Source organism: Candidatus Saganbacteria bacterium (assembly GCA_026387835.1).
Classification (GTDB): Bacteria; Margulisbacteria; WOR-1; order JAKLHX01; family JAKLHX01; genus JAPLKZ01.
Map to the genome: position 1 here is coordinate 23291 of JAPLKZ010000010.1, position 18215 is coordinate 41505.

Annotated in this window: 20 protein-coding genes, 1 tRNA gene and 1 pseudogene; 9 read left to right on the forward strand and 13 right to left on the reverse strand. The window is 48.6% G+C overall.

Annotation, left to right across the window (positions count from 1 at the left end; genetic code table 11):
* Nucleotide 1: 1 nt before the first annotated feature.
* The 9 genes from rpoB to rpmG form a co-directional block, all read right to left on the reverse strand.
* Nucleotides 2-3223 (reverse strand): DNA-directed RNA polymerase subunit beta, encoded by a 3222-nt coding sequence (gene rpoB, locus NTZ10_04215; GenBank protein ID MCX5749429.1) that lies wholly within the window; start codon nucleotides 3221-3223, stop codon nucleotides 2-4.
* Between the two features lie 34 nt (nucleotides 3224-3257).
* A complete protein-coding gene (gene rplL / locus NTZ10_04220; protein MCX5749430.1) occupies nucleotides 3258-3626 on the reverse strand; it encodes a 50S ribosomal protein L7/L12 in 369 nt (122 codons plus the stop codon).
* Between the two features lie 6 nt (nucleotides 3627-3632).
* Nucleotides 3633-4163 carry a 50S ribosomal protein L10 gene (gene rplJ / locus NTZ10_04225; protein MCX5749431.1) on the reverse strand — a complete coding sequence of 177 codons (531 nt, stop codon included), beginning with the start codon at nucleotides 4161-4163 and terminating at the stop codon, nucleotides 3633-3635.
* Between the two features lies 1 nt (nucleotide 4164).
* On the reverse strand, nucleotides 4165-4869 hold the full coding sequence (gene rplA, locus NTZ10_04230) for a 50S ribosomal protein L1 (protein MCX5749432.1): 705 nt from the start codon (nucleotides 4867-4869) through the stop codon (nucleotides 4165-4167).
* A 1-nt stretch (nucleotide 4870) separates the two neighbouring features.
* Nucleotides 4871-5293 carry a 50S ribosomal protein L11 gene (gene rplK / locus NTZ10_04235; protein ID MCX5749433.1) on the reverse strand — a complete coding sequence of 141 codons (423 nt, stop codon included), beginning with the start codon at nucleotides 5291-5293 and terminating at the stop codon, nucleotides 4871-4873.
* A 2-nt stretch (nucleotides 5294-5295) separates the two neighbouring features.
* A complete protein-coding gene (nusG, locus tag NTZ10_04240) occupies nucleotides 5296-6132 on the reverse strand; it encodes a transcription termination/antitermination protein NusG (protein ID MCX5749434.1) in 837 nt (278 codons plus the stop codon).
* A 2-nt stretch (nucleotides 6133-6134) separates the two neighbouring features.
* The gene (gene secE / locus NTZ10_04245) at nucleotides 6135-6368 is read right to left on the reverse strand and encodes a preprotein translocase subunit SecE (GenBank protein ID MCX5749435.1); all 234 of its coding nucleotides are present in this window, start codon (nucleotides 6366-6368) and stop codon (nucleotides 6135-6137) included.
* A gap of 41 nt (nucleotides 6369-6409) precedes the next feature.
* A tRNA-Trp gene (locus NTZ10_04250) sits at nucleotides 6410-6482 on the reverse strand.
* 61 nt (nucleotides 6483-6543) lie between these two features.
* Nucleotides 6544-6693: a 50S ribosomal protein L33 gene (gene rpmG / locus NTZ10_04255; GenBank protein MCX5749436.1), complete on the reverse strand. Its 150-nt coding sequence runs from the start codon at nucleotides 6691-6693 to the stop codon at nucleotides 6544-6546.
* 178 nt (nucleotides 6694-6871) lie between these two features.
* Between rpmG and NTZ10_04260 the strand changes: the two genes are divergently transcribed.
* Complete coding sequence (locus tag NTZ10_04260; GenBank protein MCX5749437.1) at nucleotides 6872-7435, forward strand: AAA family ATPase; 564 nt, start codon at nucleotides 6872-6874, stop codon at nucleotides 7433-7435.
* A 46-nt stretch (nucleotides 7436-7481) separates the two neighbouring features.
* Here NTZ10_04260 and NTZ10_04265 read toward each other — a convergent pair whose 3' ends face one another.
* The 4 genes from NTZ10_04265 to NTZ10_04280 all read right to left on the reverse strand — a co-directional run bounded on the left by NTZ10_04265 (nucleotide 7482) and on the right by NTZ10_04280 (nucleotide 10806).
* Complete coding sequence (locus tag NTZ10_04265) at nucleotides 7482-8345, reverse strand: LCP family protein (protein ID MCX5749438.1); 864 nt, start codon at nucleotides 8343-8345, stop codon at nucleotides 7482-7484.
* Nucleotides 8327-8869 carry a ferritin family protein gene (locus tag NTZ10_04270; protein MCX5749439.1) on the reverse strand — a complete coding sequence of 181 codons (543 nt, stop codon included), beginning with the start codon at nucleotides 8867-8869 and terminating at the stop codon, nucleotides 8327-8329. The genes NTZ10_04265 and NTZ10_04270 overlap by 19 nt, the downstream gene beginning before the upstream one ends.
* A gap of 99 nt (nucleotides 8870-8968) precedes the next feature.
* Nucleotides 8969-10192 carry an NAD(P)/FAD-dependent oxidoreductase gene (locus tag NTZ10_04275; protein MCX5749440.1) on the reverse strand — a complete coding sequence of 408 codons (1224 nt, stop codon included), beginning with the start codon at nucleotides 10190-10192 and terminating at the stop codon, nucleotides 8969-8971.
* A complete protein-coding gene (locus NTZ10_04280) occupies nucleotides 10189-10806 on the reverse strand; it encodes a Maf family protein (GenBank protein ID MCX5749441.1) in 618 nt (205 codons plus the stop codon). Before NTZ10_04280 ends, NTZ10_04275 begins: the two co-directional genes overlap by 4 nt.
* Before the next feature lie 21 nt (nucleotides 10807-10827).
* On the opposite strand from NTZ10_04280, the pseudogene lepA reads away from it, so the two are divergent.
* The 8 genes and pseudogenes from lepA (at nucleotide 10828) to dnaK (ending at nucleotide 18103) form a co-directional block, all read left to right on the forward strand.
* Nucleotides 10828-12575, forward strand: a pseudogene (gene lepA / locus NTZ10_04285) (translation elongation factor 4).
* 45 nt (nucleotides 12576-12620) lie between these two features.
* Complete coding sequence (locus tag NTZ10_04290; GenBank protein ID MCX5749442.1) at nucleotides 12621-12929, forward strand: hypothetical protein; 309 nt, start codon at nucleotides 12621-12623, stop codon at nucleotides 12927-12929.
* Nucleotides 12926-14044, forward strand: a complete 1119-nt coding sequence (gene hemW, locus NTZ10_04295) for a radical SAM family heme chaperone HemW (protein ID MCX5749443.1) — start codon at nucleotides 12926-12928, stop codon at nucleotides 14042-14044. Before NTZ10_04290 ends, hemW begins: the two co-directional genes overlap by 4 nt.
* Nucleotides 14045-14297: 253 nt before the next feature.
* Nucleotides 14298-14504: a hypothetical protein gene (locus NTZ10_04300; GenBank protein MCX5749444.1), complete on the forward strand. Its 207-nt coding sequence runs from the start codon at nucleotides 14298-14300 to the stop codon at nucleotides 14502-14504.
* The gene (locus NTZ10_04305; GenBank protein ID MCX5749445.1) at nucleotides 14504-14755 is read left to right on the forward strand and encodes a type II toxin-antitoxin system RelE/ParE family toxin; all 252 of its coding nucleotides are present in this window, start codon (nucleotides 14504-14506) and stop codon (nucleotides 14753-14755) included. Before NTZ10_04300 ends, NTZ10_04305 begins: the two co-directional genes overlap by 1 nt.
* A 151-nt stretch (nucleotides 14756-14906) precedes the next feature.
* Entirely contained in the window at nucleotides 14907-15626 is a 720-nt protein-coding gene (locus NTZ10_04310; protein MCX5749446.1) for a hypothetical protein, read from the forward strand.
* Nucleotides 15626-16165: a nucleotide exchange factor GrpE gene (gene grpE / locus NTZ10_04315; GenBank protein MCX5749447.1), complete on the forward strand. Its 540-nt coding sequence runs from the start codon at nucleotides 15626-15628 to the stop codon at nucleotides 16163-16165. The genes NTZ10_04310 and grpE overlap by 1 nt, the downstream gene beginning before the upstream one ends.
* 24 nt (nucleotides 16166-16189) lie before the next feature.
* Nucleotides 16190-18103, forward strand: a complete 1914-nt coding sequence (gene dnaK, locus NTZ10_04320; GenBank protein ID MCX5749448.1) for a molecular chaperone DnaK — start codon at nucleotides 16190-16192, stop codon at nucleotides 18101-18103.
* The last annotated feature ends 112 nt before the right edge of the window (nucleotides 18104-18215 follow it).

Consider the following 18215-nt stretch of genomic DNA (forward strand, 5'->3'; position numbering starts at 1 on the left):
TTTATCTCTCTTTCAGCGGTTTTGACAGGAATGTCTTTCTTCTTGCCATATCCGTCGCCTTGCCGCTCTCTTCGTCAAGATTGATCTCCTTGCCGTCCTTAGTTATCAGCTTCAGGTCAAGCGCCAGGCTCCTCAGTTCTTTCACCAGGACTTTGAACGATTCAGGGGTCCCCGGTTTTGCCATCGGCTTGCCTTTTATTATTGATTCGTAAACTTTCGATCTTCCGCCCACATCGTCGGATTTTATCGTCAGAAGCTCCTGGAGGCAGTGCGCCGCGCCGTACGCCTCGAGCGCCCACACTTCCATCTCACCGAACCTCTGTCCTCCGAACTGGGCTTTGCCCCCCAGCGGCTGCTGCGTTATCAATGAATACGGACCGGTGGAACGCGCGTGCATCTTATCATCGACAAGGTGTATAAGTTTCATTATATACATGCACCCGCAGACTACGTCCCTTTCGAAAGCCCTGCCCGTCCTTCCGTCGCGGAGCGCTATTTTCCCTGTCTTTGAGAGCCAGTGGTATCCGGATTCTATGGCGGCTTTTTCCAGTTCTCTTTCTATCAGCTTTATCGATGCATCTTCCTCTATCGTCTCGTCAAATGATATGACTTTATAATGTTTTTTTAATATATATGCGGCTTCTCCGAGCAGCAGTTCGAATATCTGCCCGACGTTCATCCTTGAAGGCACTCCAAGCGGGTTTAGTATGATGTCTACAGGCGTTCCGTCAGGAAGATACGGCATGTCCTCTACCGGCAGTACCCTGGCGACAACGCCTTTGTTGCCGTGGCGCCCCGCCAGTTTATCGCCTATGGAGACCTTTCTCATCTGAGCGATATACACCCGGATTATTTCATGGACTCCCGGAGCCAGCTCATCGCCTTCTTCCCTTGAAAAAGTCCTGACCGCCACGATTTTTCCCACTTCACCCGGGGGAACCTTCAGTGAAGTATCCCTCATATCGCGGGCTTTATCCCCGAAGATCGCCCTTAATAGTTTCTCCTCCGCCGGCAGTTCGGTCTCTCCCTTTGGCGTTACTTTTCCGACAAGTATGTCGCCGGGCTTTACTTCGGCCCCTATCATTATGACCCCGCGCTCGTCAAGGTTCTTTAGCGCATCCTCGCTTACGTTCGGGATCTCTCTTGTGATCTCTTCCATCCCGAGCTTTGTCGTCCTTACGTCGATCTCGAACCTCTCTATATGTACCGAAGTAAAGACATCGTCTATTACAAGCCTTTCGCTTAAGAGGATGGCATCCTCAAAGTTATATCCTTCCCAGGGCATGAACGCCACAAGCACGTTCTTTCCGAGAGCGATCTCCCCTTTATCCGTTGTGGAGCCGTCCGCTATGACGTCGCCTTTTTTTACTTTATCGCCGTTCTTTACGATGGGTCTCTGGTGCAGGCATGTGTTCTGGTTGCTTCTCTGAAATTTTATTAAGCGGTACTCATCGTTTTTCCCCGTGTCCAACTTAATGATTATATCTTCCGAGGTCACTTTTGACACCACGCCCGAGTTCCTTGCTATGACGGGGACCCCCGAATCCACCGCGGTCTGCATCTCCAGTCCCGTGCCGATGAAAGGAGCTTCGGGGCTCAGGATCGGGACAGACTGGCGCTGCATGTTGGCCCCCATAAGCGCGCGGTTAGCGTCATCATGCTCGAGGAACGGGATCAAAGCCGTGGTGATACTGAACACCTGTGCCGGATGCACGCCGATGTAGTCTACTTCATCGCTCGGGGCCAGGGTGAACTCGCGTTTATATCTTACAACCGAGGTCTTCTCGACTATCCTTGAGTGATCGTCCACTTTGATGTCGCAGGGCCCGATCTTATAAAGGTCTTCCGTGTCGGCGGTCATATATTCTACTTTATCCGTGACTTTACCGCTGACTACTTTGTAATAAGGGGTTTCGATAAAACCGTATTTATTCACTTTTGCGAATGTCGCAAGCGAAGAGATTATTCCCGCGTTCGGGCCTTCGGGTGTCTCGATCGGGCAGATGCGGCCGTAATGCGAAGGATGAATGTCCCTTACTTCAAATCCGGCCCTTTCCCTTGTCAGACCGCCGGGGCCCAGCGCGCTGAGACGCCTTTTGTGGGTCAATTCAGACAACGGATTTGTCTGGTCCATGAACTGCGAAAGCTGGCTTGATCCAAAAAATTCCCTCAGCACCGCCACTATCGGCCTTATGTTTATCAGCTGCTGCGGCCCGACTTTTTCACCGCTTCTTATCACCATCTGTTCTCTTATCAGCCTTTCAACCCTTATCAACCCTACCCTGAACTGCCTTTGCAGCAATTCCCCGACCGACCTTATGCGCCTGTTGCCGAGATGGTCGATATCGTCCGGCAAACCCTCGCCTTTGTTAAGCGCTATCAGATATGCCACGGAACCAAGTATGTCCTCTTTTGTCAGAACGCGTTTACTGTCGGGTATGTCAAGGCCAAGCTTCTTGTTCACCTTGTGACGCCCCACGCGCCCGAGATCGTATCTTTTTGAATTGAAGAAAAGATTGTTCAGATATACCTGCGCACCTTCTTTAGTCACGGGATCTCCCGGCCGCAGTTTTCTGTATATCTCAAGCAGGGCATCCTCTTTTGATTTTACCGGCGCTTCCTTCAATGTCTTTCTTCTTATTTCGTTGTCCGCAAGCGAGTCGCTTATCTGTTTCTCGGTACATCCTATCGCGGACAGGAATTTTGTTATTGCAACTTTCTTTGTCCTGTTTATCCTGGCGAAAACTACGCCGCTGTTGTCTATCTCGATCTCCAGCCATGACCCGCGGTCAGGCACTATGGTCGAGTAGTAAAGAGGCTTTCCGGTCCTTCCTGAGATCTTGCTTTTCCTGAAATAGACCCCGGACGACCTGACAAGCTGGCTCACGACCACCCTTTCAGCGCCATTAATAATAAAAGTGGCCCTGGTTGTCATCAAAGGAAGATCACCTATAAAGACTTCCTGCACTTTTATTTCACCGCTTTCCTTGTCTATCAGCCTCGCAGTGACGTTCAAAGGAGCGCAGTAAGTGACCTCTTTGATAAGGCTCTGCTCCGCCGAGTGCTTTGGCTTGCTCAGCTTATAGGCACCGGTGAACTCAAGCTCGTATTTTCCGCCGTATCCCTTGATCGGCGATATCGCTTTGAGTTCTTCCTTAAGCCCTTCGTCAAGGAACCACTGGAAGGAATCCTTCTGCATCTCCAAAAGGTCCGGCGGGTCCATGTCGAATTTATCTACCGCGTACGGATTTATTCTGTTACTTGATCTCAACGACGCCTCCTTGCTCTTCCAGTTTTTTCTTTATTTCTTCCGCTTCGGCTTTTTTGATCTTGGATTTTACCGGTTTTGGAGTAGTGTCCACCAGGTCTTTTGCTTCCTTCAGTCCCAGCCCGGTTATTTCACGCACTACCTTCAGGACCTGGATCTTCTTATCGCCGACGCTGGTAAGTATGACATCGACCTCATCCTTTACCTCTTCTGCCGGTCCCGCCGCGGCCCCTGCCATTACAGCTACCGGTGCTGCCGCCGTCACGCCGAACTTCTCTTCAAGCGCCTTCACCAGGTCGGACAGCTCTAACACCGTCAGGCCTTCGACCGTTGTTATGACATCTTCTATCTTACCCATCTTTCATCACGCTCCTTTCTTTTTTTGTATCTCGTTCAATGCGATCACGAACTTTCTTATCGGTCCCTGGAGGACCCTTACAAAACCCGTTATCGGCGATTTCATCCCGGCAAAAGCCATCGCCAGGAGCGCTTCCCTGCCGGGCAGCGCCGCGAGTTTTTTTACCTGTGAAGCGTCGATAAGCTTACCTTCCATCACGGCCGCTTTGACCAATGGTTTTTCGTTTTCCTTGATGAATGCCGTCAGTATCTTTGCCGGCCCTATCATATCCCCGAAACCGAATATTACGGATGTCGGGCCATTGAACGTTTTTTTAAGTTCCTCCTTGAAATCTCCTTCTATTGTCCTTGCCGCCAGAGTGTTCTTGACGACCTTATACTGCGCGTTCACATTCCACAATTTTCTTCTCAGTGCCGTCATCTGCGCTACCGTAAGCCCTTTATGATCTGTGAATATCATTATGTTGCTTTTTCCCGCCTTGTCCCTGATGTCTTCTATCTGGGCGGTTTTTTCGGGTCTTGGTTGTTTGTCCGTCATCCTAGTCCTCCAGCTCCTTTGCCAGTTTTGACACATTCAGCTTGATCCCGGGCCCCATCGTCGTTGAAACGGTCGCCGATTTCATAAATATGCCTTTTAAAGCGCTCGGCTTTGCCTTGTTTATGGCTTCGACCGCAGCGGTTATGTTCGCTTTCAAAGACTTTTCATCGAACGAGATCTTGCCGATCCCCAGATGTATGTTCCCGGTCTTGTCCATCTTAAACTCGAGCTTTCCGGCTTTGAACTCTCTTACGGCTTTTCCGATATCCATGGCCACCGTTCCCGCTTTCGGGCTTGGCATCAGGCCTTTTTTGCCGAGGACTTTTCCGAGTTTTCCGACCTGAGACATAATATCCGGAGTTGCAAGGACCAGGTCAAAATCAAGCCAGCCGGCCGAGATCTTTTCAACGAGGTCTTCGGCGCCCACGGCATCCGCCCCTGCCTCTTCAGCTTCTTTGTATTTGTCGCCTTTTGTCAGGACGACTATTTTTATTTTTTTTCCGGTACCGGCAGGCAGCGCGAACGTGCCTCTTACGCCCTGGTCGCTTTTCTTGGGATCGACCCCCAGATGCATGGCCAGGTCGACCGTCTCATCGAACTTTGCTCTTGCGGTCTTTTTTAAAAGGTCTACAGCTTCCGCCACCGTGTACTTTACCTGGTTGTCCACAAGTTTTTGTTTTTCCGTATATTTTTTTCCGCTTTTCATCCTACTTGACCTCTATTCCCATATTCCTCGCCGTTCCGGCAATAATTTTGGAAGCCGCTTCGATCGACATCGCGTTCAGGTCAGGCAGCTTTATTTTGGCGATCTCTTCGAGCTGCGCCCTTGTTATGCTCCCGACTTTTTCCTTATTAGGCTCTTTTGATCCTTTTTCCACACCAGCAGCTTTTCTGATCAAAACCGCCGCGGGAGGGGTCTTAAGTACGAAAGAAAAAGACCTGTCTTCAAATATTGATATTTCGACCGGGATGACGGTATCGCCCTTATCTCCCGTAGAAGCGTTATATGCCTTGCAGAACTCCATGATATTGACACCGTGCTGGCCAAGGGCAGGCCCTATCGGCGGCGCGGGGTTGGCTTTTCCCGCCTGTATCTGGAGCTTTATCTTTGTAAGTATTTTTTTTGCCATTTTTATACTATCTTTTCTACCCTGTCAAAATCCACCTCGACCGACGTGTCCCTTCCGAATATGTTTATCATCGCCTTCAGCTTTGATTTTGCCGGTATCACTTCCGATACCGAACCTGTATATCCCCTGAATGACCCGCTGATTATCCTTATCGGCTCCCCGTTCTCAAACTCGACCTTTATCTCTTTTCCCTTTATACCGAGCTGCTTGAGGACCCTCTGCATCTCCCTGTCCGTCACGGCCTGCGGCTTGATCTTTCCTCCTATGAACCTTGCGACCCCCGCGGTGCTCCTTATTTTGTACCAGGTGTCCTCGTCAAGGGCCATCTCTATGAACACATAGCCGGGGTACATCTTTCTTTTTCTTTCGATCCTTTTGTTCCCCTTGATCTCTACAGTCTCTTCCTCGGGCACAAGCACCCTGAATATCTTTTCTTTTAACCCGAGCTCTTCGATGCTTCCCTCGATCCTTTCCTTTACCCTGTCCTCCTGCCCCGTAAGCGTCTGGACAATATACCATCTCGGTTCAGGCTTCGCTTCCGGTTCCGTTGTTTCCCCGGCCGGCGAATCCTCCGTCCTTATCTCATCTATTACTTCCTCTTTACTTTCTTCTTTTTCCTCCGCCTTCGCTTCCGACTGTTCAGGCTTTTCCTGAGGTTCTGCCCCGCTGTTTTCATCCGCCGCTTCTGTCTTTATCTCTTCTTTTATCTCTTCTTTCGTTTCTTCTTTTGACTCTTCTACCGCCTCTTTTGCATCTTCGACATTTATTACAGCCTGAACCTCATTTTCAGGTTCCGCTTTTATTTCTTCACGATCTTCGCTTATTATTTCTTTTTCCATACTCAAAAACTTGGCTTGATCAAATAATTCAGGCCCTTGAACATCTCCGCAAAACCCCAGTCCACTAAAAGCACATAAGCGGAACTCAAAAAGACTATTATCAGGATTATCACCGTCGCGGCCGCAACATATTTTCTGTCCGGCCAGACCACCTTTTTTGCTTCTGTCTCGGTCTCCTTTAAATAAGTCTTTATCCTTTTTATTATGTCGGACTTTACTTTCTTCTCTTCAGACATCTCTTTCCTTGCCTTTTAATATCGCCCCCGGCTTTTTTCAGCAGGTGGGACAGGAATCGAACCTGCAACCTGCGGTTTTGGAGACCGCTGCTCTGCCAGTTGAGCTACCCACCTTTGAAGTCACTCGTGACTGGTCGCTAATGACTCGCGCGGATAACGGGACACTGGCCACTATTTACTTTTCTTCTTTATGCAGAGTTCTTTTCCTGCACGCGTTGCAATACTTTTTTATCGAAAGCTTCTCGGATCCGGGCTTTTTGTTCCTCGTAGAGCAGTAATTTTTTCTTTTACATGCCGTGCAAGAAAGCGTAATAATTTCTCTCATACAAATAACCTTAAGGGCACAAAATCCCCCCATCAAAATTTTTTTGAAATTTTACGAGATTTTGCCCTTCCTATTGGATCAAAACCGAGCTGAATATAATGTTACAACACGCATCAAATCTTGTCAAGGTGGCCTTATTGCATTATAATGAAAAGACCTTAAAGGATACTTCGTTATTATGGAACTGATCGGTTTGACGGGACTTAATGCCTCCGGAAAAGGCACGATCGCGGACTTTTTGAAGGAAAAGGGTTTCGTTTATTATTCACTTTCGGATATAGTGCGTGAAGAAGCTACGGCCCTCGGCATGGATCATTCCAGGGAAAGTCTGATTTTTGCGGGCAATAAACTGAGAAAAGACTTCGGGCCTTCCGTACTTGCAAAAAAGATCGCGGAAAAGCTCCGGCAGGCAAATACTTCAAAGGCCGTGATCGACAGTATCAGGAACCTTGCCGAGATCGCGGAACTAAGAAAACTGCCGGGTTTTGTCCTTATCGCCGCTGACGCGCCGCCGGAAGTCCGTTTTGAACGGGCAAGATCGCGAGGCCGCATTGGGTTTGAGAGGACGCTCGAGGATTTTATCGCCGTGGAACAAAAGGAAAATACATCGGATCCTGACAGGCAGCAGCTTGCGGCCTGCCTGAAAGCCGCGGATATCACTGTCAGTAATGAGGGGACCGTAGAGGAATTGAAGATTAAGTTGGGAAAATTACTAATGACTAATTATGGAATAATATTATAATCCTTCCTTCATTAGACATTAGTCATTAGTAATTAGTCATTTCCCCTTATCTCCCGTAAATGACCCTTTCTATCTCTTTTCTCATGCCCTCCTCGTCCGAAAGCATATAATATCCCCTTTCAAGCCTTGCATCGCCGCCCGGGATCACGCCTGTAACAACCGTCCCTGTACGGTATATCGAAGATATTTTCAGGGCGATCCTTGCAGCCTGTGATATTCCCATGTTCGTTCTCACGTTCGAGGACATCGTATATAATATGTAAGGGAACCTGATGAGGTTTGAAGGCCTCATCAGCTCTTTTGCCAAAGCCTCAAAAAACTTGTGCTGCCTGTCTATCCTTCCCCAGTCGCTTGTCCTGTCATGCCTGAACCTTACATACCCCATCGTTTCGTAACCGGAAAGCCTTTGCCTGCCCTGCGACAGATGAATATGCAGGTCAGCCGCATAGTCGTCATAATATAAAGGTTTTTCGACATCAAGAGTCACACCGCCGATCCTGTCAACAAGGTCCACGAACATGGGGAAGTTCACTTCAATATAATAATATACAGGGATCTTAAGAAAATTAGAGACCGTGGCGCAAGAAAGCTCCGGGCCTCCGTAAGTGTGAGCGTGGTTTATCTTATCCTGTCCGTGGCCCGGTATATCCACCAACGTATCTCTCGGTATTGAAAGGATGCCCATCCTGCTGCGCGCGAAGTCGATGTGCACCAGGTTTATCGAGTCTGAACGCGTCTTCAATCCTTCCTTTGTGTCTATGCCCATCACCAGCACGTTTATCTGGTCATTCTCTTTTATCAGCCCTCTTTTTATCCCGATAAAAAGACCTGTCGCGATAATAAGCGACATCAGGGATATGAGAACTATTTTTGACGGGTTTTGAATGTTCGTCAGCCTTCGACCAGCCACTTTTCCTCTTTATGGAACCACTGCGCCGGATCGTTCAGATACAGATACGTATCCTGAAGGATGTCGAAATGGGAATTTTCCTCTTTTGAAAGAAAAGCAAAAAGGCTTTTCGCGGCCGGATCTTCCGTATCCTCCGCCACTTTCTTGTAAAAATCAAACCCTTTCTTTTCCAGTTCCATGGATATCTCGTAAGCGTGCAGGAGCTCATTCTCCGTCGGGGCCTTATTATCAAGAGAGGTTTTGATATCGTTCAGGATCTCCGTCTTTATCTTTTCGCTGTCTTTTGTAGTGTTTTCGTCTGCCGGGGAAATTTGAGCGCCGGTCATTTTCGCGTAAAACTCCTCGATTGCTTTTTTGTGGAGCAGTTCTTTTCCGGCTATCGCCTGCAGCGTGGCCTTGCCCAGCGGATTGCTCGATTTCTTCGCGGCTTCCACGTAGATCGCATAGCCTTCATCCTCCATGTTTATGGCGGTCTTTGCGGCATCGGTCAGCTCTTTTGATATGAAACGGATATTTTCCGGCAATTTATTCTCCTTATATAAAAGGAACCCTGAGAGGACTGTCGTTTTATATTTTTTCTGCCATATTAATTATACCTTTATATATTTTATATTCAAGTATTTCTATATCCCCTCTCCCACCGTCCAACCCGTTGACCACGCTGCCTGAAGGTTGAACCCGCCTGTTTTTCCAACTATATCAAGCACCTCTCCGGCAAAATACAGACCTTTTACGATCTTTGATTCTAAAGTCCTGTTGTCGATCTCCCTGAGGTCGATGCCGCCGTCGGTCACTATCGATTTGTTCACCATCACATAACTTGAGACCGTAAACTCCATTGCCGTCAGGTTTTTTACCAGGTTTTTTCTTTCTTCTTTTGATATCTCGTTTGTTTTTTTCTCCGGATCGATACCGGAGATGCCGGCCAATACCGGCGGCAGCGACTCCGGAAGTATCTCTTTTAGGGCATTGACGATGCTTTTGTTAGGATTACTTCTGAATGTGTCAAGCAACAGCGCGTCATAGCCAGCCTCGTCTTTTTCAGGGAAAAACCCGATCAGTATCTTCAGCGAACTGAGCTGACTGCTTGACACCTCAAGGCTCGCGTTTATCATCACCGGCCCGGTGAGACCAAAATTCGCGAACATAAGAGGACCTCTTTCTTTGAAGATGACACCGGAACTGTTCCTGAAGACGATCATTGCATCGGGGATGGAGAGCCCGTTAAGCCGCCTGCAGATATCCGTTTCTTTAACTTCGAAAGGATAAAGCGCTTTTTTCGGCGGGACTATCTTATGTCCGAGTTTTTCCGCGATCTTGAAACCGTCTCCCGTAGAACCCGTTTTTTGCTTTGTCTTTCCTCCTGTCGCGATCAGGACATTCCTGCCTGAATACTCATTATTTTTTGTGATGACGGTCAGGCGCTCCCGCCGTAAGATATCTTTGACCGGTGAACCATAAATGATCTCCGTATTATTATTTTTTAATTTTTTCAAAAGGACGTTCAGCACATCTTCGGCTTTGTTGCTTTTTGGAAAAACTCTCTGCTGCGGTTCGGCCTTAAGAGGCACGCCATTCTTTTCAAAAAATTCCATTACTTCGATATTTGACAGATTGTGAAGCATGCTCAGCATGAACATGGGGTTCTTCATGTAATTTGAAACGAACAATTGAGGATCTTTTTCCGCGTTAGTGATATTGCATCTGCGGTTCCCGCAGAGAAGTAGTTTTTTTCCCGCGCTGTCGTTTTTTTCCAGGATAACGACAGACTTCCCGCGCTCGGATGCCCGTATCGCGGCCATCATCCCGGCAGGCCCCGCACCGATGACGATGAGATCATATATCATCGGAATTTTCCCAGCATTCTTTTCAGTAAATTCACCGGGAGCCCTACTACATTATAGTAATCCCCCTCGATCCATTCGACTATCGCCCCGCCTTTGCCCTGGATGCCGAACGCGCCGGCCTTATCAAGAGGTTCTTTTGTCCTGACGTAATCTTCAATTTCTCTTTTTGAAAGTTTTTTGATCTTCACTTTCGTCAGCTCAAATGTTTTTGTCATTTTATTTGAAGGCTTCTCGATGACGGCAAGGCCTGTTATCACATCAAGGATCTTCCCGCTTATAGAACGGAGCATTTTTCTCGCGTTCTCTTTTGTATCCGGCTTGCCGAGTATTTCTCTTCCGCAGATAACGATAGTATCCGCTCCGATCACAATTCCGGTTTTTATCTTCTTTGAAGCGGAGATAGCTTTCGAGGCCGCGTGGAATAAAGCAAGTCCTTCCGGCGTCAGGCCTTTCCTGTCTTTTTCCGCGTGAACATGCCCGCAAACACTAAACCTGCTTTTTAGTGCCTTTTTTAACAGCTCTTTTCTTCTCGGAGAATCCGAAGCAAGATAATATCTTTTCATATCAATATTATGACAGATTCCCGGGGTGGGGATCTTATCAACTTCTTTCATTGGTCTCCTTAATTGGTTATAATGATATTAATGCCTTCAAACATCCGCAATTTTTCCATCATCGCGCACATAGACCACGGCAAGTCCACCCTTGCCGACAGGCTGCTTGAATACACGGGGACCGTTGAAAAGCGTTTCATGAAAGAACAGATACTTGACAGCATGGACCTCGAGAGAGAAAGAGGAGTCACGATCAAGGCAAAAGCCATCCGCATAGACTATAAAGGATATATTTTAAACCTCATCGATACGCCTGGCCATGTCGATTTCGGATATGAAGTGTCCCGCGCGCTCGCCGCGTGCGAAGGAGCCCTTCTGGTGGTCGACGCGGCGCAGGGCGTCGAAGCCCAGACGATCGCGAACGCGTTCCTCGCGAAAGCAAATGACCTGAAGATCATCCCCGTAATGAACAAGATCGACCTTCCGAGCGCTGATCCCGCTATGGTGATGCAGGAGCTTAACCATGTCTTCGGCATCGAAGAAAAAGATGTCGTGCTCACGAGCGCGAAGAGCGGCATCGGCATCGAGGACGTGATAAAAGCGATAATCGATATTGTCCCTCCTCCGAAAGGAAGCGAAGACGCTCCCCTTCAGGCCCTTATTTTTGATTCTCACTATGACAGCTACAGGGGCGTGGTGATCTACACCAGAGTATTTAACGGCACTGTTAAAGCCGGCGACAGGATACTGATGATGGAAACAGGAGCGGAATTCGAAGTGCAGGAAGTCGGGATATTCAAGCTGGAATTTGTCGCCAAAGAGACCCTGTCCGCAGGAGAGGTCGGATATATCATCGCCAACATCAAGAACATAAGGGACGCTCATGTGGGCGACACGATAACCCATCTGAAGACCCCCGCACCGGACGCGCTGCCGGGTTATAAAAAAGCAAAGCCGATGGTCTTTTGCGGCCTTTTCCCCACTGACGGGGAGGATTACGGCAATCTGAAGGACGCGCTTGAAAAACTCTCGCTGAACGATGCTTCCCTTTTCTACGAGCCGGAGAATTCCGCCGCTTTGGGTTCCGGATTCAGGTGCGGGTTTTTGGGGATGCTCCATTTTGAGATCGTCCAGGAGCGCCTTGAAAGGGAATACAAGGTCCCGCTTATCGCCACCGCCCCGAACGTCGTCTACAGGGTGAACCTTAACAGCAAAAAGACCGTCCTGATAGACAGCCCATCAAAGCTGCCCGACATGTCGACGGTGGATTCGATAGAAGAACCCGTCTACAAGGTGACGATCCTCTGCCCCGACAGGCATGTGGGCAATATCATGACGCTTTCCTCCGACAAAAGAGGGACGTTCAGGAACATGGAATACCTCGATACGACCCATGTCATGATGACTTATGAATTCCCTCTTGCGGAAATTATAATAGAGTTCTATGATATATTAAAATCCGTCTCGCAGGGCTATGCTTCGATGGACTACGAGCTGATCGGGTACAAAGAGGCTGACCTTGTAAAACTGGATGTCCTCGTCAACGAGGAACCGGTGGACGCGCTGTCGGTGATAATCCCGAGACAGAACGCCCAGTACCAGGGAAGGAAGCTCGTCGAAAGACTAAGGGGGGCGATACCGAGGCAGCAGTTCGAGATACCCATACAGGCGCTTTAAGGAAAGATGTGATCGCGAAGTGCTACGGCGGCGACGTCACCAGAAAGCGTAAACTGCTTGAAAAACAGAAAGAGGGAAAGAAGAGGATGAAGAGGGTCGGCAAGGTAGATATCCCGCAGGAAGCTTTCCTTGCCGTTCTCAAAATAAAATGAAATTTCGGTAAAATAGCATCGATAAATATATGGGAGAAACCAGAGATGTCTGAAGTTAACGGAAGCAACAATAATAAAGAAGTCCAGTATATCAGGGACCTGGCCAGGAGAGCTTTCAGGAACGTGACGCGCATCGAAGATACCTCCATAAAGAACGTAGAGGAAAGATTTGACCGGCCGAAACACGTGATGCCAAAGAACAGTTTTCCCGGTCTCGGCATAGGCGTCACCGTGGGCATCATCATCTGCATTGCCACCTACCTCACAGGCGTACCGTTCAACAGAGTGGAAGCAATATTTGTCACCGCGCAGTTCGGGCTTCTGGGCGCTTTGATGAGCTACATCAATTCATGACCTTTGCGGGTCTTTATGTTCACATCCCCTTCTGCAAAAAGAAATGCGGTTATTGTGATTTCACTTCGTCCCGCGGCACAGAAAGCCTGATCAAACAATATCTTGATGCCCTTTTAACAGAGATCGAAGCGGGCTTAAAAAAATATCCCGAACTTAAAATATCGACCGTATTTTTTGGCGGGGGGACCCCTACCCTGCTCAAAACAGAAGACCTGGTATTGATCCTTGACAATATCAAAGGTCATTTCCATGTCGATAAAGACGCCGAAATATCCGTAGAAGCCAATCCCGGAACAGTCGATCTCGAAAAACTTTTGGCGCTCAGAAAAGCCGGGTTCAACAGATTAAGCATCGGCACGCAGTCTTTTGATGATAACGAGCTGAAGATCCTCGGGAGGATACACTCTGAAAAAGAAATTTATTCGGCATTTGAGAACGCAAGGATAGCCGGATTTTTCAACATAAACATCGATCTCATATCCGCTATACCCGGACAAACTTTAAGGGCATGGAAAGAAACTCTGAAGAAAGCGACACATCTTGGACCGGAACATATTTCCGCTTATCTCCTTGAGATAGAAGAGAACACGCCGTTCTATGACAGGTACGCAAAGGACGCGGATGAGGACGGACAGCTGTTGTTCTTCAACGAAACCATTTCGTTCTTAAGATCAAAAGGATACGCCCATTACGAGATATCAAATTTCGCAAAACCGGGATTTGAATGCAGGCATAACATCAACTACTGGAAGAACGGCGATTATTTAGGGTTTGGCCTTTCAGCCGCGTCTCATATCGAGTTTAACCGGTTTGAGAATACAAAAGAGCTTGAAAAATATCTGAAAGATCCCGTCAACTCTTTTGAAATTTCACCCTTGGACAGGACGATAGACGATGACATAAAAGAGACTTTATTTATGGGGCTTAGATTGACCAAAGGGATCGACCTGGGAGAATTTGAACGGAAATATGCCGGAGCAAACGATCATTCGAAATATTTACGGCGCATCAATGAGCTTAAAGAAACCGGACAATTAAGGTCATCGGAGAACTTCTTGTTTATCCCTTCGGAAAACCTCCCCACCTCAAATGAAATATTGAGACAGCTGATATAATTCCCGACGCTAAACGCGTCGGCTCCTTAATTCCAAACCAACGGAGCCGAACGGCCCGCCTGCATTCGCATGCGAAGCATTGCGGGCAGGTTTACGTTCGGGTTAAACTAGATGCAGGTCCCGACTCATAACCCTTCGGCTTCGCTCAGGGCAGGATGAGAGCTGCCCTGTAAGCCCCTGCCCCTCTCTGTAGGCTGAATTTACATTGATTTTGTTCCTATAATATGATAAATTTGAACGCGGAGGTGGATAAATGAATATCCGGGCAGAATACCTTGTTGATGAAAAAGGAGAAAAGAAATCGGTGGTTTTATCTGTCAGAAACTACATGCGGCTTATAGAATATATGGAAGACCTGGAAGATTCGGCAGATTTAAAAAGAGCAAAAGGATCCGCAAGGGGGTTTATTGACTTTGATACCCTTATAAAAAAGTTAAAAAGCAAAGGGCGCATTCGTTAATGTATGGGGTTGTTGTTGAACGCAAAGCTGCTAAGGAAATTGAGTCCCTTCCCGCCGAAGCAATTCAACGCATCACAGATGCAATCGAAAGTTTAAAAGCGAATCCGCGTCCGCGCGGTGTCAAGAAATTATCAGGGGAAGATGGCTGGCGTATAAGGATCGGAGACTATCGCATTTTGTATACAATAGATGACGGTCAAAGACTTGTTGCGGTTTATCGAGTAAAGCACCGTCGAGAAGTTTATCGATAACTCGCCGGAGACTTACCTCACTTTCGGGCAGTATCAATAGAATCCCGTGAATTTCTTTATGGCGTTTTGAGAGAAAATCCGAACAAGGAATATTATTGACAACTTAGTTGCCAATTGCTATAATTAGCACTTGAAGGGGTCGAGTGCTAATATGATATTCGAAGTCCTTGATGACAGGAAACAGAAGGTCCTCCGCATAATAGTAGAGGACTATATCCATTCGGCGGAGCCGGTAGGCTCCAAGACCGTGACGCAGGACCACCACGTCGAGGCAAGCCCCGCCACCATCCGCTTTGACATGGCGGACCTTGAAAAGAAAGGCTATATCAAAAAGCCCCACACCTCCGCGGGCAGGGTTCCATCTGACAAAGGTTACAGGTTCTTTATTGACAACATCCTTGAAGAGTCGGAGCTTTCCGGCAGGGAAAGCGAAAGCGTGCGGGAAAAGATGCTCAAGACGATCAGGGATGACATCTTCGAGATCGCCGGCGAGCTTGTTTCCAGGATGACCGGCAACGCCTCCGTTGTGGTCGATCCGGACAAGAAACATATAATTTATATAAACGGCATCTACAGGATGCTCAGGCAGCCCGAGTTCGTCCACGTCGATATGACGAGCGAAGTCGTGGAGCTGATGGAGAAGCACAACGAAATGATAGACCTGCTGAATGAATATACCGAGGAGGAAGAAGATGATGTCTCCATCCGCGTCGGAGGGGAAAACTCGCCGAAACAGCTGAAGCAGTGTTCCGTCGCTTCCGCAAAATACAAAGACAGGGGTATAATAAGCATTGTCGGCCCGACGAGGATGGATTATAAAAGGGTGTCTTCGATCCTGAGATATTTTGCCGACCTGCTGGAGGAGATCTGATGAAAATAATGGGAGGAAGAAAACAGATGCCGGACAACAAAGAGACGGAAACGCTTCAAAAAGACATCGAGGACCTCGGTAAACAGCTCGAGGAAAAAGACACAAAATTCGAGGAGCAGAAGAATCAGATGCTCCGCCTGATGGCGGATTTTGATAATTTCAAAAAAAGGGCGGCTCTCGAAAGGGAGGATATAATCTGTTTTTCGAACGAGGCCCTTATCCTGGCCCTGCTGCCGATACTGGACAATTTTGACCGCGCCATGCGGCACGCGGACGGCTGCGACAAAAAGACGCTGGACGAGGAAATAATCAAAGGTTTCGCTCTGATAAAAAGACAGCTCGAGGATGTCCTTACCAAGATAGGCCTTGCCAGGGTCGAAGCGCTCGGCAAAAAATTTGACCCGAACTTCCACGAAGCGGTCCTTACGAGAGAATCAAAGGACCACGAAGACGGAACGGTGATAGAGGAGATGCAGAAAGGATACACTTTAAGGGATAAACTGATCAGGCCGTCGATGGTTATAGTTGTAAAAAAATAAAACGGAGAAAGAAAGGAGATCAGTATGAGTAAGATAATCGGTATCGATCTTGGGACCACTAACAGCTGCTGCGCGGTGGTGATAGGAGGAGAGCCCACTGTCATCCCGACTTCCGAAGGCGAGCGTATCGTGCCTTCGGTGGTAGGATTTCCTAAACCCGGGGAAAGAGTGGTCGGCCGCGTCGCAAAACGCCAGTCGATCACAAACCCCGAGAACACGGTCTATTCTATCAAGAGGTTCATGGGAAGAAGGCTGAACGAGGTATCCGAAGAGATGAAGCTCGTCCCGTACAAAGTCGTCGAAGGGCCTAACGGCGCGGCAGTCGTCAAGATCGGGGACAAGACCTTCACCCCGCCGGAAATATCGGCGATGATACTCCAGAAAATAAAACAGGACGCGGAAGCGTACCTCGGAGAGAAAGTATCAAAAGCGGTCATCACCGTGCCCGCGTATTTCAACGACAGCCAGAGGCAGGCCACAAAGGACGCCGGAACGGTAGCGGGGCTTGAGGTCGTCAGGATCATCAATGAACCGACCGCCGCGGCGCTTGCTTACGGGCTCGACAAAAAGAAATCCGAAAAGATCGCCGTTTACGACCTGGGCGGAGGAACGTTCGATATATCCATACTCGAAATAGGAGAAGGCGTGTTCGAGGTCAAATCGACCAACGGCGACACTCATCTCGGCGGCGACAATTTCGACGAGAGGATAGTGAACTGGCTGATAGACGAGTTCAGGAAAGAGAACGGGATTGACCTGCGCAATGACAGGATGGCCCTGCAGAGGCTGCGCGACGCCGGTGAAAAAGCGAAATGCGAGCTCTCGACTGTATTCGAGACGGAGATCAATCTCCCATTCATAACGGCCGACGCTTCCGGGCCGAAACACTTTGTCGTGAAGCTCACAAGGGCAAAACTTGAACAGATAGTGAGCGATCTCATCGATAAGTCGCTCGGCCCCGTCAAGCAGGCGATGTCCGACGCCAAACTTTCACCTAACGAGATAGACGAGGTCATACTGGTCGGCGGACAGACAAGGATGCCCAAAGTCCAGGAGCTGGTCAAGAATTTCTTCGGAAAAGAACCCAACAAGAGCGTCAATCCCGACGAGGTCGTCGCTTTGGGAGCCGCGATCCAGGGAGGCGTGCTCGCCGGAGATGTAAAAGAGATGGTGCTCCTTGACGTCACTCCCCTTTCGCTCGGCATCGAGACGATGGGCAATGTCATGACCACCCTGATAACCAGGAACACTACTATCCCGACCTCTAAAAGCGAAACTTTCTCGACCGCCGGCGACGGGCAGACGAGCGTAGAGGTCCACGTGCTCCAGGGAGAACGGCCGATGGCTTTTGACAACAGGACGCTCGGGCGGTTCCACCTTGAGGGCATCCCGCCGGCACCGAGAGGCATCCCGAAGATAGAGGTCACCTTTGATATCGACGCGAACGGGATACTTCACGTCAGCGCAAAGGACCATGGCACCGGCAAGGAACAAAAAATATCGATCACCGCTTCTTCCGGCCTTTCAAAAGATGATATTGAAAAGATGAAAAAGGAAGCATCCGCCCACGAAACCGACGACAAGAAGAAAAAAGAGGACGCGGAGATACGCAACCAGGCGGATAACCTTGCTTACACTTCCGAAAAAACGCTTAAAGAAGTCGGGGACAAGGTGGATGCTGCGACAAGGGACAAGATCCTGAAGGACATCGAAGAAACCAGAGACGCTCTGAAGGGAACGGACACCGCAAAGATAAAGTCATCGTTCGAAGCACTGCAGAAAGATGTGTACGAGATGTCTTCAAAAGTATACCAGGCGCAGACAGGCCCCCAACAAGGACAAGGAGAAGCACAGGGACCGGGGCCTTCGGCAAACCCGGGGCAAGACGCTGAAGGAAAGACCATAAACGCCGACTGGAAAGAGACTGATAAGAATTAAAATTCTCTGACCCTCACCCCTACCCTCTCCCCGATCGGATCGGGGAGAGGGAGAGTCAATATTTTCTTATTGAATAATTCTAAATTTTTTATATCGCACCCTCTCCCTCTGG